The sequence below is a fragment of the Micromonospora sp. WMMD1155 genome (assembly GCF_029581275.1).
Classification (GTDB): domain Bacteria; phylum Actinomycetota; class Actinomycetes; order Mycobacteriales; family Micromonosporaceae; genus Micromonospora.
Window position 1 is genome coordinate 773,613 of the sequence record NZ_CP120742.1, and the last position, 14,656, is coordinate 788,268.

The 14,656-nt window shown below is 70.1% G+C and carries 11 protein-coding genes; 1 reads left to right on the top strand and 10 read right to left on the bottom strand.

The window, feature by feature from the left end:
* Position 1: 1 nt before the first annotated feature.
* Genes O7617_RS03215 through O7617_RS03235 form a run of 5 tightly spaced genes read right to left on the bottom strand, consistent with a single transcriptional unit; the run spans position 2 to position 5,519 of the window.
* The gene (locus O7617_RS03215) at positions 2–853 is read right to left on the bottom strand and encodes a sugar phosphate isomerase/epimerase family protein (protein WP_282261413.1); all 852 of its coding nucleotides are present in this window, start codon (positions 851–853) and stop codon (positions 2–4) included.
* A 7-nt stretch (positions 854–860) separates the two neighbouring features.
* Positions 861–2,042, bottom strand: coding sequence for an ABC transporter substrate-binding protein (locus tag O7617_RS03220; protein WP_282261414.1), 1,182 nt, complete (start codon positions 2,040–2,042; stop codon positions 861–863).
* Between the two features lie 11 nt (positions 2,043–2,053).
* The gene (locus O7617_RS03225) at positions 2,054–3,037 is read right to left on the bottom strand and encodes an ABC transporter permease (protein WP_282261415.1); all 984 of its coding nucleotides are present in this window, start codon (positions 3,035–3,037) and stop codon (positions 2,054–2,056) included.
* A gap of 2 nt (positions 3,038–3,039) precedes the next feature.
* Complete coding sequence (locus tag O7617_RS03230) at positions 3,040–4,011, bottom strand: ABC transporter permease (RefSeq protein WP_282261416.1); 972 nt, start codon at positions 4,009–4,011, stop codon at positions 3,040–3,042.
* Positions 4,008–5,519 carry a sugar ABC transporter ATP-binding protein gene (locus O7617_RS03235; protein WP_282261418.1) on the bottom strand — a complete coding sequence of 504 codons (1,512 nt, stop codon included), beginning with the start codon at positions 5,517–5,519 and terminating at the stop codon, positions 4,008–4,010. The genes O7617_RS03230 and O7617_RS03235 overlap by 4 nt, the downstream gene beginning before the upstream one ends.
* A gap of 519 nt (positions 5,520–6,038) precedes the next feature.
* On the opposite strand from O7617_RS03235, the gene O7617_RS03240 reads away from it, so the two are divergent.
* Complete coding sequence (locus O7617_RS03240) at positions 6,039–9,581, top strand: ThuA domain-containing protein (protein WP_282261419.1); 3,543 nt, start codon at positions 6,039–6,041, stop codon at positions 9,579–9,581.
* Positions 9,582–9,668: 87 nt separating this feature from the next.
* On the opposite strand, the gene O7617_RS03245 is transcribed toward O7617_RS03240, so the two are convergent.
* The 5 genes from O7617_RS03245 to O7617_RS03265 all read right to left on the bottom strand — a co-directional run bounded on the left by O7617_RS03245 (position 9,669) and on the right by O7617_RS03265 (position 14,655).
* Positions 9,669–10,670, bottom strand: coding sequence for an aldo/keto reductase (locus tag O7617_RS03245; RefSeq protein ID WP_282261420.1), 1,002 nt, complete (start codon positions 10,668–10,670; stop codon positions 9,669–9,671).
* Complete coding sequence (locus O7617_RS03250; protein WP_282261421.1) at positions 10,667–11,545, bottom strand: amidohydrolase family protein; 879 nt, start codon at positions 11,543–11,545, stop codon at positions 10,667–10,669. The genes O7617_RS03245 and O7617_RS03250 overlap by 4 nt, the downstream gene beginning before the upstream one ends.
* Positions 11,542–12,303, bottom strand: coding sequence for an SDR family NAD(P)-dependent oxidoreductase (locus tag O7617_RS03255; RefSeq protein WP_282261422.1), 762 nt, complete (start codon positions 12,301–12,303; stop codon positions 11,542–11,544). The genes O7617_RS03250 and O7617_RS03255 overlap by 4 nt, the downstream gene beginning before the upstream one ends.
* Positions 12,300–13,325 (bottom strand): alcohol dehydrogenase catalytic domain-containing protein, encoded by a 1,026-nt coding sequence (locus O7617_RS03260; RefSeq protein ID WP_282261423.1) that lies wholly within the window; start codon positions 13,323–13,325, stop codon positions 12,300–12,302. Before O7617_RS03260 ends, O7617_RS03255 begins: the two co-directional genes overlap by 4 nt.
* Before the next feature lie 109 nt (positions 13,326–13,434).
* Complete coding sequence (locus O7617_RS03265; RefSeq protein ID WP_282261424.1) at positions 13,435–14,655, bottom strand: mandelate racemase/muconate lactonizing enzyme family protein; 1,221 nt, start codon at positions 14,653–14,655, stop codon at positions 13,435–13,437.
* Position 14,656 lies beyond the last annotated feature (1 nt).

Here is a 14,656-nt window from a genome sequence, read left to right on the forward strand (position 1 = left end):
GCTAGCCGAGGATCTCCCGGAGGTAGCGCAGGCCGTCCGTGGCGAGGCGGTCCTGCGAGGGGGCCAGCGGACGCCAGATCGCCGCGGCGGTGGCGATCGTCTCGTTCTCCGCCGTGAACGACTCGATGCAGATCGCGCCCTGGTAACCGGTGTCGCGCAGGACCGTGAAGAACCGGGGCCAGTCGAAGTGGTCGGCACCGGGTGCGCCCCGGTTGGTGCCGCTGACCTGGACGTGCTTGATGTGCCGCCCGGCGACGGCGAGGGCAGCGTAGGGGTCGGCCTCCTCGATGTTCATGTGGTACGTGTCGATCATGATGCCGACGCTCGACGGCAGGCCGTCGATCAGCTCGACCGCCTGCTCGATCGTGTTGACGACGCTCGTCTCGTAGCGGTTCAACGCCTCGACACCGATGCTCACCCCGCACTCGGCCGCCTGCTCCGCGACCGGCGTCAGGGCGCGCCGGAAGTCCGCGTAGCAGGCGGCGCGAGCCGTCGGCGACATCCGCCAGGTCCGACCGACCGAGGCGTACACGGGGCCGCCGACGCATCCAGCGCCGACGGCCGCCGCGTTCGCCACGCACTCCTTGAGGTACGCCACCGTCGACTCGACGACCGCTGCCGGTGCGTCGACCAGGTCCCGACCGGGCGGGGTGACCGCGCAGACGCCGGCGGCGGCGAGGCCGTGCTCCGCCAGCAGGTCCCGGGTGCGGACCGGGTCCCAGTCACCCGGTTGCTCGATCGGCAGCTCGACCGCGTCGAAGCCGAACGCCGCGATCCGTGGGATCAGCTCGGCCAGGGCCTTGTCGTCGACCGGCGAGGCCCACACCCACGGGTTGACGCCGATGGCGTACATCGGGAACCTACTTCCAGCGCTGCGGGTAGCCGGGCAGGTCGGTGCAGCCGCACATCGCGTAGTGCAGGGGCGGCATGCTCGCGTCGAGGTACTTGTCCAGGTTCTCCTGGGTGACGGTCGGCTGCGGCAGCTTCCACGGGTTGGACACCTGCTCGCCGTCGAGGATCCGCAACGCCGCGATGATCGGCGTACGCCACTGGTAGGTCGGGTAGGTCGGCGCGATGGCGGTGAGGTTCTTGTCCTTCCAGATCTTCAGGAAGTCGAGCTGGTCCTCGCCGTTCATCGGCGGGACGGGCTTGCCCGCGTCCTGAAACGCCTCGACCGCCGCGACGGCCGTCGCTCCGGCGTCCATCCAGACCCCGTCGATCGTGCCGTACCGCTGGATGTAGTCGTCGACGATCTTCTTGGTCTTGGCCGGGTCACCGTCGGTGAACTCGACGCCGACGACGTCGACCTTCGCCTTGTCGAACGCCACCTTCGCCGCCGACCAGCGGGTCTCCAGGACGTCGACGCCGGGCAGGATCCGCAGGGCCAGGACCTTGCCGCCGGGCTTCATCTTCTGGCTGACGAACTCGGCGCCGACGTGGCCGAACCCGTAACCGCCGATGGGGTTGATGAACGTCACCGGGCACTTCGTGTTGACGCCGCGGTCGAAGACGACCACCGGCAGGCCCGCCTGGCAGGCCGCCTCGACGGCCGGGGTGAGCGTCGCGGTGGTGTTCGGCGAGACGATGAGCGCGTCGCAGCCCTTGCCGAGCAGGTCGTTGATGTCCGCGATCTGCTTCTGGTCCTTGCCCTCGGCGTCGACGTGCACGAACTCCTTGATGCGGCTCTTCTGCGCCTCGACCTCGGCCTGCATGGTCTTGAACCCGACCTGCCGCCACGGGTTGTTCAGGGCCGCGTTGGAGAAGCAGATCTTGTGCGGCCCGTTCTTCTTGAACTTGGCAGTGTCCACCATCTTCGGGTTGAGCGCCTGCTCCCACGGCTTGTCGGCCGGCCCGGTGGCGGTGGCGGTCAGCAGTGCCAGCTCGGCGTCGTAGTCGGCCTGCACGAAGAACTTCGACTGCTCCCCGGTGCCAGAGCCGGCGGCCGGAGCGCTGCCGGACGGGCTCGCGGCCGGCTCGTCGGTGGCGCAGGCGGTGAGGGACAGCAGGGTGACAGCGGCCAGCGCCGCTAGGGAACGTCGCACTATGGCTCCTCTTATCTCGACGAAGAACGCGTTGCGGAGACCGCCACGGCGAGCAGGATGATCCCGCCCTGGACGGCCGACCTGAGGGCGCCGGAGACGCCGTAGAAATTCATCAGGGCGAACAGCAGTTCGAGGGTCAGCGCGCCGAGCATCGCGCCGACGACCGCGCCGCGACCCCCACCCAGCGCGACGCCACCGAGGACGACAGCGGTGATGGCGCCGAACTCCAGACCGGCCCCGGCCTGGAACGACACCCCGCTGTAGCCGCCCAGCAGGATCGCCGCCACCGCCGCTGCGAGGCCGCTGAGGACGAAGGCGGCAGTTCGGGTACGCCAGACGCGTACGCCGCTCAACTCGGCGGTGCGCGGGTTGTCACCGACGGCGACCAGGGTGCGCCCGAAGTCGGAGCGCATCAGTAGCACGGCCAGCACCGCGAGGACCAGCAGGACCAGCAGCGCGTACGGCACGCGGCCGAGCAGCGGCACGTCCTCGAAGGCCCGTCGACCGAACCGACGGAACTCCTCGGAGAGGGCGCCCTTCGGGGCGCCGTCGGACCACAGGTAGACCGCGCCGAAGAGGATCAGGAACATGCCGAGGGTGGTGATGAACGACGGCACCCGCAGCCGTGTCGTGACGAGGCCGTTGACCACACCGACGAACGCCCCGAAGGCGAGCAGGAGCAGCACCACCGGCCAGGTTCGGCTCGGGTCGCCGTCGATCAGCCGGGCGGCGACCACCACCTGCGCGGTGACCAGGGAGCCGACGGAGAGGTCGAACTCGCCGGAGACGATCACGAAGTACTGGCCGGCGGCGAGCAGGATGATCGGCGCCGAACGGCCGAGGAAGGACATCAGCGACGGCGGTGCCAGGAAGTCGGGCTGTCGGATGCCGACGAGCACCAACAGCACCGCGAGGATCACGAGGATCGGCAGGACACCACCGGGACGCACCCGGGGGAGCCGCAGCGGCAGTGAACGGGACTGGACGGTCTGCATGGCTAGGACGCCTTTCGCAGGGCCCTGCGGGCGTAGACGGCGACCGCGGCGATGATGATGACGCCCCGGATCACCTGCTTGAAGAAGGCGTCGACCTCGAGCTGGTTGAAGATGGAGTCGATGCTGGCGAGCAGCAGCACTCCACCGATGGTGCCGATGACGCCGCCGCGGCCCCCGGCGAGGGCCGTCCCGCCGATCACCACGGCGGCGATGGACTCCAGGTCGTAGAGGCCCTCGGTGCCGACCCGGGGCGCGCCCGAGCCGAGCCGACTGGCGAGGTAGATGCCGGCCAGCCCCGCGCACATCGAGCAGAGCACGTGGGCGATGACGAGGATCCGGTCGTTGCGGACACCGGAGAGCCGGGCCACCTCCGGATCGCCGCCCACGGCGACCAGGTGGTGCCCGAACCGGGTCCGGGTGAGCGCGAACCAGACTGCCGCGGTCACGGCGAGCAACAGCAGGAACGACACCGGCACCGGGCCGACGCGCTGGTAGCCGAGGGTCTGCACGAGGGTGGGCGAGGTGGTGCCGGCCGGGCCGTCGTAGCCGTTGTCGAGGTAACCCTTGAGCAGCAGCCCGACGCCGAGCGTCGCGATGAACGCGTTGACCCGGAGCTTGGTGACGAGCAGGCCGTTGAACAGCCCGATGCCCGCGCTCACCGCGAGCACCAGGCCGATCGCCGGCACCAGCGCGCCGTCGCTGCCGTTCATCGTCTCGGCCGCGACGAGAGTGCTGAGACTGATCACGTACGCGACCGACAGGTCGAGCGAGCCGCCCAGGATGACCAGGGTCTGGCCGACGGCGACGAGCCCGAGCCCGGCGGCGACGTGCAGCAGGCTCACCGTCGTGGACTGGTTGAAGAGCTGGCCGCCGTCGACGAGAACGACCAGCCAACCGATCGCCAGGGTGAGGATCAGGGCCACGAAGACGCCCGGCACGGGACGGCGGGCCGGAAGGAGCGACAGCGCGCTCATGCGGCGGCCTCCCGTGCCGTGCCGACCGCCAGGGCGACGACGTCCTCCTCGGTCGCGCCGGCGGGCAGCTCGCCCGCGACGCGCCCGTCGCGCATGACGACGATGCGGTCACTCATCCCCAGCAGCTCCGGCAGGTCGGACGAGATCATCAGCACTGCCGCTCCGTCGCGGGCGAGGCTGCGCACGAGGTCGTGGATGGCTGACTTCGCACCCACGTCGATCCCCCGGGTCGGTTCGTCGAAGAGGAGGATCCGCGGGTTGAGCGCGAGCCAGCGGGCCAGCACGACCTTCTGCTGATTTCCACCGGACAGGAAGCGGATCTCCTGATCGTCGCCGGCGGAGCGGACCTCCACGGCGGCGAGCAGCTCGCGCAGGCGCTGCGTACGGGCCGCACGGCCGGACCGGGCGGCGAAGACAGCCCGGCTGGCGAGCAGCGCGTTGTCGAGCACCGACTGGCGGGGCACGATCCCCTCGCCCTTGCGGTCCTCGGTGACGTACGCGATGCCGGCCCGCATCGCGGCGCGGGGTGAGCGCAGTCGGACCGGCCGGTCGTCGACGCTGACGTCGCCGGTCGTGAACGGGGTCACCCCGAAGATCGCCCGGGCCAGCGCCGAGCGGCCGGAGCCCTGCAGGCCGCCGATGCCGAGCACCTCACCGGCGCGCAACTGGAGGTTGATGTCGTGCAGCTTGCGGTTGCCCACGTCGCGGAGGTTGAGCCGTACCGGGCCACGGTTCTCGGGGGCGGCCCGGTCCGGGTAGTAGCTCGACAGCTCCCGGCCGACCATGTGCCGCACCAGCGCGTCGGCGTCGGTGTCCGCGGTGTCCACCGTGATGACGTGGCGACCGTCCTTGAGGACGGTGATCCGGCTGGACAGGTCGAAGACCTCGGCGAGCCGGTGCGAGACGTAGAGCAGGCCGATGCCGCGCTCCTGGAGTCGGCGCACCAACCCGTAGAGGAGTTCGACCTCGTGGTCGGCCAGCGAGGCGGTCGGCTCGTCCATGATGAGCAGGCGGGCGTCCAGGGCGAGCGCCTTGGCGATCTCGACGACCTGTTGCTGGGCGACGCCGAGCTGCCCCACCCGGGCGTCCGCCGGCAGGGTGGTCTCGCCGATCGAGGCGAGCAGTCGGGTGGTGCGGTCGAGCATCGCCCGCCGGTCGACCAGCCCGCGACGCACGGGCTCGTGCCCCAGGTAGACGTTCTCCGCGACGGTGCGCTCCGGGAGCAGGTTGAACTCCTGGTGGATGATGCCGACGCCGGCCCGCTGCGCGTCGCGCGGACCACGGAACGTGCGCTGCTCGCCGGCGAACTCGACGGTGCCCTCGTCCGGGGCGTAGCCGCCCGAGACGATCTTCATGAGGGTCGATTTCCCGGCGCCGTTCTCGCCGACCACGGCGTGCACCTCGCCCGGCGCGACATCGAGGTCGACACCGTCGAGAACGCGTACGCCGAGGAAGGACTTGCCGATGCCCCGGAGGTTGAGTAACGGCACCGGCCGTGGGTCTGACATTCCGAAAGCCCTCACAGACAGTAGTCATCAACAATATTCGATCAAACGCTACGGCGACTTCGAGGTGCCAGCCATCGAACTTTCGTAGGTAGCGGCGGATGCTTACGTTCTTCTATCGCGAACATTCCCTTGACATCGACGAAACATCACACGTATGAAGATAGATGTTTGGATGCTGGTCCGCAATCCTCGACCGGGGCCGATTGCCAGGCCCGGCAGCCAGACCGGCAGCGATGCCGCAGTGGGCAGTCGATGGCGGCCGTCGTCAACCGGGCAGAACGTCGGACGTCACTTCATTAATTGACAGTCATGGATCTCTAGCTCATCCTGACCTCGTGGACCACGGGACGAGCACCACGGCGACCGTCACGCTGGGTGATGTCCTGCGGGTCTGAGTGCCGTTGCGGCGAACGGCATGAGGACAGACCAGAACGCTCACGCCCACCCGCGCGTCCAGGCACGACCTGACGCAGCGTGGTGCTCGTGGTCGCACCCCCACCGCCCAACCTAGGAGACGGCATGCGTCGCAACACATTGCTCATCTCAGTGATCGCCGGCTTGCTGCTGGCGCTCGGACTCGCCCCACCCGCGTCGGCTGCTCCGGCCTTCCGGGCCCTGGTGTTCACCAAGACCACCGGCTACCGCCACGACTCGATCCCCGCCGGGATCAGCATGATCCAGCAGCAGGCGGCGGCGAACAACTTCGAGGTGGTGGCGACCGAGGACTCCAGCGTCTTCACCGCCAGTAACCTGGCGACCTTCGACGTGATCGTCATGCTCCAGACCTCCGGCATGGTCTGGACCTCGGCGGCGCAGCGCCAGGCGGTGGAGGGTTACCTCGCCAGCGGCAAGGGCATCGTCGCCATCCACAACGCCACCGACATGGGCATCGAGAACGAATACCCGTGGTGGGACCAGACCATCAACGCCGGCGCCCACATGCCCGAGCACTCCCCCGGCGTGCTCCAGGGCACCGCCATCGTCGCCGACAAGAAGCACCCGTCGACGGCCAGCCTGCCGGATCGGTGGACCCGCAGCGAGGAGTGGTACAACTTCGACGCCAACCCGCGCGGCAACGTGCACGTGCTGGTGACCGCCGACGAGCGCACCTACAACCCCGGATCCCGGGCGATGGGGCCGGATCATCCGATCTCCTGGTGCCGCAACACCAACGGCGGGCGGGTGTGGGCCACCGCGATGGGCCACGCGATCGGCTCCTACAGCGAGGCGAACTTCCAGAACCACGTGCTCGGTGGCATCCGGTGGGCGGCCGGTAACGCCGCCGGAGACTGCGGCGGCACCGTCTGGGGCAACTTCGAGAAGCGCACCCTCGACGACAACACCGTCGACCCGATGGCGCTGGGTGTGGCACCGGACGGCCGGGTCTTCTACGTCCAGCGCGGCGGCCAGGTGAAGATCTTCAAGCCCTCCACCAACAGCACCGTGACGGCCGGCACGCTCAGCGTCTACACCGGCGGTGAGGACGGCCTCACCGGCATGGCGCTGGACCCCAACTTCGCCACCAACGGCTACATCTACCTGTACCACTCACCGGCCAACAGCAGCACCGACGTCAACCGGGTCTCCCGCTACACGGTCAGCGGTGACACGCTGAACACGTCGAGCGGCGTGACGATCATCGACATCCCCGCGTACCGGGACCGGACGTTCCCGGAGCCCGGCCACACCGGCGGCTACATCAAGTTCGGTCCGGACGGCAACCTCTTCATCGGCACCGGCGACGACACGCCACCGAACCTGGACCCGAACTGGCAGGGCTACGCCCCGCTGGACTGGCGCTCGGGCAAGTCGAACCTGGACGCCGCCCGCAGCGCCGGCAACACCAACGACCTGCGGGGCAAGCTGCTGCGCATCCGGCCCTCGGCCAACGGTGGCTACACCATCCCGTCGGGCAACCTCTACCCCCAGGGCACCGCGCAGACCAAGCCCGAGGTCTACGCGATGGGCTTCCGCAACCCGTTCCGCTTCTCCATCGACCCGGCCAACGGCTGGGTCTACCTGGCCGACTACGGCCCGGACCGGAACCCGCCCACCACCAACCGCGGCCCGGAGGGCCTGGTCGAGCTCAACGTGATCAAGCAGGCCGGCAACTACGGCTGGCCGTTCTGCCACGGCAACAACCAGCCGTACGCCCCGTTCAACCCGGACACCGGCGTCGTCGGCGCGAAGTTCAACTGCTCCGCGCCGGTCAACAACTCGCCGAACAACACCGGTCTGACCAGCCTGAAGCCGGTCGTCATGCCGAACATCTGGTATGGCTACCCCGCCTCGACGACCTTCCCCGAGCTCGGCTCCGGCGGCTCCGCTCCGATGGGCGGGCCGATCTACCGGTACGACGCGGCGAACCCCTCCGAGACGAAGTTCCCGCCCTACTACGACGGCGTGCACTTCTTCTACGAGTGGGCGCGCAACTACGTCAAGGAGGTGCACTTCGACTCCTCCTCGGCGGTGACCCGCACCAACCCGTTCCTGCCCAACGTGCGGTTCAACAAGCCGATGGACATGGAGTTCGGCAAGGACGGCTCGCTCTACCTGCTGGAGTGGGGCACCAACTTCGGCGGCGGCAACAGCGACTCCGGGCTCTACCGGATCGACTACAACCAGGGCGGCCGGTCACCGATCGTCAAGGCCACCGGCACGCCCACCAGCGGCAGCGCACCGCTGACCGTCCAGTTCAGCAGCGCCGGCACGTCCGACCCGGACGGCAACACGCTGAGCTACCTGTGGACGTTCGGCGACGGCACCACCTCCACGGCGGCCAACCCGTCGAAGGTGTACACCTCCAACGGCAACTACACCGCCCAGTTGAAGGTCACCGACAGCACCGGCAAGACCGGCTTCGCCAACGTCCCGATCACCGTCGGCAACAGCGCGCCGGTGCTCACCATCACCACACCGGGCAACGGCGGCATGCTCACCTTCGGTGACAAGGTGTCGTACCAGATCACCGTGACCGACCCGGACGGCGGCACCGTCGACTGCTCGAAGGTGTTCCTCAACCCGGCGCTGGGTCACGACGACCACGCGCACGAGACCACCGAGTACCCGGGCTGCTCGGGGACCATCTCCACCGACCTACTCGGCGGGCATCCCGACGGCGCCAACCTGTTCTACGTGCTGAACGCCCGGTACACCGACAACGGTGGCCCCAGCGGTGGGGCGCCGCTCACCGGCACCGCACAGGCGATCCTGCAACCGAAGCACAAGCAGTCCGAGTACTTCAGCAGCCAGTCCGGCATCCGGGTGGTCGACCAGGCGGCCGCGGAGAGCACCAAGCGCATCGGGGACATCTCCTCGAACGACTGGATCGCGTTCACCCCGATGAACCTGTCGGGGATCTCGACGGTCAGCTACCGGCTGTCGTCGCCGTCGGGTGGCGGTTCGATCGAGCTGCGGGCCGACTCTCCGACCGGCACCCTGTTGGCCACCACCACGGTGCCCAGCACGGGCGGCTGGGACAACTACCAGTCCACGACACCGGTGAACGTCGCCGCCCTCGGCGGCACGCACACGCTCTACATGGTGTTCAAGAACGCCAACAACTCGTTCGACGTGGACTCGCACACCTTCGGCGGAAACGGCGTCGGGACGCCCGGCACCGGCACCGGTCTGGCGGGTAAGACCTACACGGTCACCGCGCTGCACAGCAACAAGCTGTTGGACGTCAGCGGTGTCTCCACCGCCGACGGCGCCCAGATCACCCAGTGGGCGTCCACCGGTGGCAACAACCAGAGGTGGCAGGCGGTCGACGCCGGTAACGGCGCGCTCTACCTGAAGGCGGTGCACAGCAACAAGTGCGTCGAGGTGATCGGTAGCTCGACCGCGGCGGGTGCCTTCCTCCAGCAGGCCACCTGCAACAACGGCAACCAGCAGAAGTTCACCGCAACCGCGACGGGAACCTCCGGCGTGTACACGGTGAAGAGTGCGCTGAGCGGGCTCTGCATGGACGTCAACGGCGCTTCCACGGCCGACGGCGCCCGAGTGTTGCAGTGGAACTGCACCAACGCGACGAACCAGCAGTGGCGGTTCACCGCGCTGTGATCCGCGGCTTGTCGCGGTAACGAACGACGTCCCGGTCGGGGCCGGTTTCCGATGATCGGAGCCGGCCCCGGCCGGGACGTCTCCTTCTCAGCGGCGTCCGGCGTCCGCGCCGGGCGACACGGCGAGCAGACCCGCCTGCGCCAACGCGTCCCAGAGCTCCTCGGGCACGGCGGTCCCGAACCGTCGCATCGTCTCGGTGACCTGCGCGCCGTCGCGCACGCCGACGACCGTCGACACGACCGCCGGATGCCGACGGACGAACGCGAGCGCCGCCTGGGGCAGAGTCACCCCGTACGTCTCGCAGACCGCCGCGATCCGTCGTGCCCGCTCGATCAGCTCCGTCGGCGCCTGCTGGTAGTTGTAGACGGCATCGGCCGGTGGCCGCTCCCGCGACAGCAGCCCCGAGTTGTAGACGCCCGCGACGACCACGCCCACGCCCCGGTTGGTGGCGGCCGGCAACAGGTCGTCCGCCGCCCCCTGCTCCAGCAGGGTGTACCGCCCCGCGCACATCAGCACGTCGACGTCGGTCTCCCGCACGAACCGCGCCAGCATCGCCGACTGGTTCATGCCGGCGCCGATCGCGCCCACGACGCCCTGGTCACGCAGCTCGACCAGGGCGGGTACGGCCTCGCGTGCCGCCTGCTCCCAGTGGTCGTCCGGGTCGTGCAGGTAAACGACGTCCACCCGGTCCAGCCCGGTACGGTCCAGGCTGGCCTCGATCGACCGCAGGACGCCGTCGCGGCTGAAGTCCCAGACCCGCCGGTGGCTGGCCGGGACGTCGAAACCTTCGGAGTCCCGCAGCTGCGCGTCCTGCGGCGAGGGCACCAGGAGTCGCCCCACCTTCGTCGACACCACGTACTCGTCCCGTGGCCGCTCCCGCAGGGCGGCGCCGAGCCGACGCTCGGACAGCCCCAGCCCGTAGTGCGGCGCGGTGTCGTAGTACCGGACACCCGCCTCCCAGGCCCGGTCGACAGCAGACGCGAACTCCTCGTCCGTCGTCGTCCGGTACAGGTTGCCGCCCTGGGCCGCACCGAAGCCCAGCTCGGTGAGGCGCACCTGCGGGCGGAGCGGCAGCGTCCGTACCCTCACGACGCCTCCAGCCCGTAGACGCGGCGTGCCGTGTCGCCCCAGATCGACGCCTGGTCGGCCTCGTCGTGGTCGCCCAGCAACGCCGCCAGCACCTCGACCCACCGCGCGTACGAACTGGCGAGCAGACAGACCGGCCAGTCCGAGCCGTACATCAGTCGGTCCGGTCCGAACGCGTCGAGCGCGGCCTCGACGGCCGGTCGGAGGTCTTCCGGCGTCCAGGGCGACCGATCGACCTCGGTCACCAGACCGGAGATCTTCGCCGTGGTGTTGGGGGCGTCCGCCAGCGCCCGCAGGCCGCGGGTCCACTCCGTCATCTCCGGGCGGCCCAGCGCGGGCTTGCCCAGGTGATCGAGGACGAAGCTCACCTCCGGCAGGTCGTGCGCCAGGCGCGCGGCCATGGGTAGCTGGTGCTGGCGGACCAGCAGGTCGTACACCAGGCCCGCCGCGCCCACCGCGGCGATCCCCCGCCGGACCTCCGGACGATCCAGGTACTCCGGGTCGGTCTCGCTCTGCACGAGGTGACGGATACCGACGAGGCGGTCCCCACCCGGTGCCGCCCGCAGGCGGTCGATGCGGGCGACGACGTCGGGGGCGGTCAGGTCCACCCAGCCGACGACCCCGCGGACGAGGGTGTCCTCGGCCGCGATGCCCAGCAGATCCGCCGTCTCCGCCTCGGAGGCGATGGACTGCACCACCACGGTCGCGGTGACCCCGGCCGCCTGGGCGAGCGGCGCGAGGTCGGCGGGCTCGAAGTCGGCGTCGATGGCCGCCATCGTCACCGGGTCGATCCACGTCTGCGGGTGCCGTGCGCGGACCCAGAGGTGGTGGTGTGCGTCGACGATCCCGGCTCGCCGCGGCCCCTGCCCGCCGGTCATCGGCCCAGCCAACCGCCGTCGACGGGCAGCACGATCCCGTTGACGTAGTCGGACGCGGCCGACGCCAGGAACACCGTCGCACCGCCGAGGTCGTCGGCCCGGCCCCATCGGGCGGCCGGGATCCGGCCGAGGATCGCCTGGTTACGGTCGGGGTCGTCGCGCAGCGCCTGGGTGTTGTCGGTGGCGATGTAGCCGGGGGCGATCGCGTTGACGTTCACCCCGTGGGCCGCCCACTCGTTGGCCAACGCCTTGGTCAGGCCGGCGACGCCCGACTTCGACGCGGCGTAGCCGGGGACGGTGATGCCGCCCTGGAAGCTCAGCAGCGACGCCGTGAAGATGATTTTTCCCCGGCCGCGCTCGACCATCGTCCGGCCGACCTCCCGGCTCAGGACGAACTGGCTGCTGAGGTTCACCTCGATCACCTGGTCCCACATCTCGTCCGGGTGGTCCGCGGCCGGCGTACGGGCGATCGTGCCACCGTTGTTCACCAGGATGTCGACCGACCCGAGAGCGGTGAGGTCCCGGGCCAACCGGTGCACGGCGGCCCGGTCGCCGAGGTCGACCCGCAGCCCGGTGAACCGGCGGCCGGCGGCCTGCACGCGGGCTTCGACCTCGCTGCCGCTCGCTTCGAGCTGAGCGGAGACGCCGACGATGTCGGCGCCGGCCAGGGCCAGGGCCTCGGCCATGGCGAGACCGATGCCGCGCCGGGCCCCGGTCACGACCGCGGTCTTCCCGGACAGGTCGAACAGCGTGGTCACTCGTCGCCTCCCTGCAGGTCGAGCAGCACCTTCATGACGCCGCCACCTTCGAGCGCCGTGAAAGCGGCGGCGGCCGCGTCGATCGGCTCGATCCGGGAGATGAGCTGTCGTGCCGGGATCGCGCCCGACGCGACCAGTCGGATCGCCTCCTCCACGTCGTCGCGCTGGTAGAGCCGGGCGCCCAGAAGTTCCAGTTCGCGCCAGAAGAACCGGTGCAGGTTCACCTCGCGGGGCCTGGGGTGGATCGCCACCATCACCAACCTGCCCCGGGTGGTGAGCACGTCGACAGCCGTGGTGACACCGGCGGCGGCGCCGGACACCTCGAAGGCGATGTCGGCGCCCGCGCCGTCGGTACGGTCGTCGACGAGCGCCACCACATCGGTCGACCCCGGGTCGACGGCCTCGATCCCGACGCCGCCCGCCACCTCACGCCGGTACGGGTCCGGCTCGACCAGGAGCACCCGCGCGCCTCGGCTCTGCGCGACGGTCGCGATGAGCACACCCACCGGCCCACCGCCGACGACCACCACCTGGTCGTCGGCGGACACCCGTCCCCGCCGCACGTCGTGCACGGCGACCGCGACCGGCTCCACGAGCGCCGCGTGGTCCAGCGGTAGTTCCTCGGGCAGTGGCAGGACCAGCGTGGCCGGGACGTTCCAGGAGGACTGCATGGCGCCCGGTGAGTCGATGCCGAGGAAGTTCATGGCGTGGCAGATGTGCGAGGTGCCGCGCCGGCAGGCCGCGCACCTTCCACACGGGCGGGTCGGCATCACGGTGACCGGCTGGCCGACGCTGAAGCCCTCGACGTCCGCGCCGACCGCCGCGATCCGCCCGGACATCTCGTGCCCGATGATCGCGGAGTCACCGACCCGGGCGTCCATGTCGCCGTGGTAGATGTGCAGGTCGGTGCCACAGATCCCGGTGTAGGCCACGTCGATCCGCACCTCTCCCGGACCGGGTGGGGCCGGTTCGCGGTCTTCGATTCCGAGGTCACGCGCCCCCCGGTAGACGACTGCCTTCATCGCTCCTCCGTCTCGACGGTCGGTACGGCGGTCGTGCCGACCGAGCATGGTCGTGGGTGCACCGCCGCGGCGGTGCACCCACGCTCCTCCTGGTGTGGTGCTCAGCTCACTACCGCCCGGTGGGCGCCACCTCGTTGTGCGAGTTCAGCGAGACGACGGGCACCGGATGGCCGGCGACGATACCGTCCACACCGGCCAGCAACCAGCGGCCGGCCCGCTCCGGCCGGACGTTGGGGGTGTCGGCGGTCTGCGCCTGCGGGCGGCGGTTGGCGGCTCGGATCACCTCCTCGTCGACACGGACACCCAGCCCGGGTGAGTCGCCGAGGATGAAGGCGCCGTCCTCGATGTGCAGGTCGATGGAGACACCGACCGGACGGTGAAGGTCCTGCAACTCGCTGGTCAGGTGGTTCGGCACCGAGGTCGCGGCGTGCAACAGCCCGACCGGGCTGTTGCCGATCGGGCTGACCGGCAGGTCGTGCGCGTGGGCCAGGGCGGACACCCGCAGGAAGTGGGTGACCCCCCAGACCGCGGCCATCTGGACGACGTCGACCGCACCGGCGGCGATCAGTGGGCGGTACTGTTCGAGCCCGGTCAGGTTCTCCCCCGTCGCGACCGACGCGCACACTCCCCGGCTGACGGCGGCGTGACCCTCCGCGTCCCACCGCCGGACGGGCTCCTCGATCCAGATGAGGTCGAGCGAGCGTTCGAGTTCGCAGACGTGCCGCACCGCCTGCTTGCGGGTCCATGCCTCGTTGACGTCGAGCATCAGACCCGCCCGCCGGCCGTGCCCGGCGTCGGTCAGGACGTCTCTGACCAGGCCGAGCCGGTGCCGGTCCCGCTCGATGTCGAGGCCACCCTTGAGCTTGGCCGCCCGCAGACCGTGGCCGGCGTAGACCTCGTACGCGGCGACGAGTTCGTCGTCGGTCAACCCGATGTCCAGGCCGGAGGCGTAGGCGTTGACCCGCCGGTCCCGTCCCCCCAGCAGCCGCCACAGTGGCTCGCCGGCAGCCTGCGCCTTGATGTCCCACAGCGCGGTGTCGAGAGCGCCGATGGTGCCGAACACCGGCCCGGCGTGGCCGGCCTTGAAGGTGTGCCGCAGCATGCGGTCGTACAGGGTCGTCACCGCTCGGGGGTCTTCGCCCTCGATCGCGGCGAAGATCCGCTCGATCTCGACGTGCGGCCCGAGGCCGACGCCGGTGATGCCCTCGTCGGTGTCGACGAGGACGATCGAGATCGGGACCACCCCGTCGGCGAACACGCCGTTGGCGTCGCCGACGGGGCGCCCCCACTCCTGGACCGTGGTGAGCGTCCGAAATCCCGTGATCCGCATG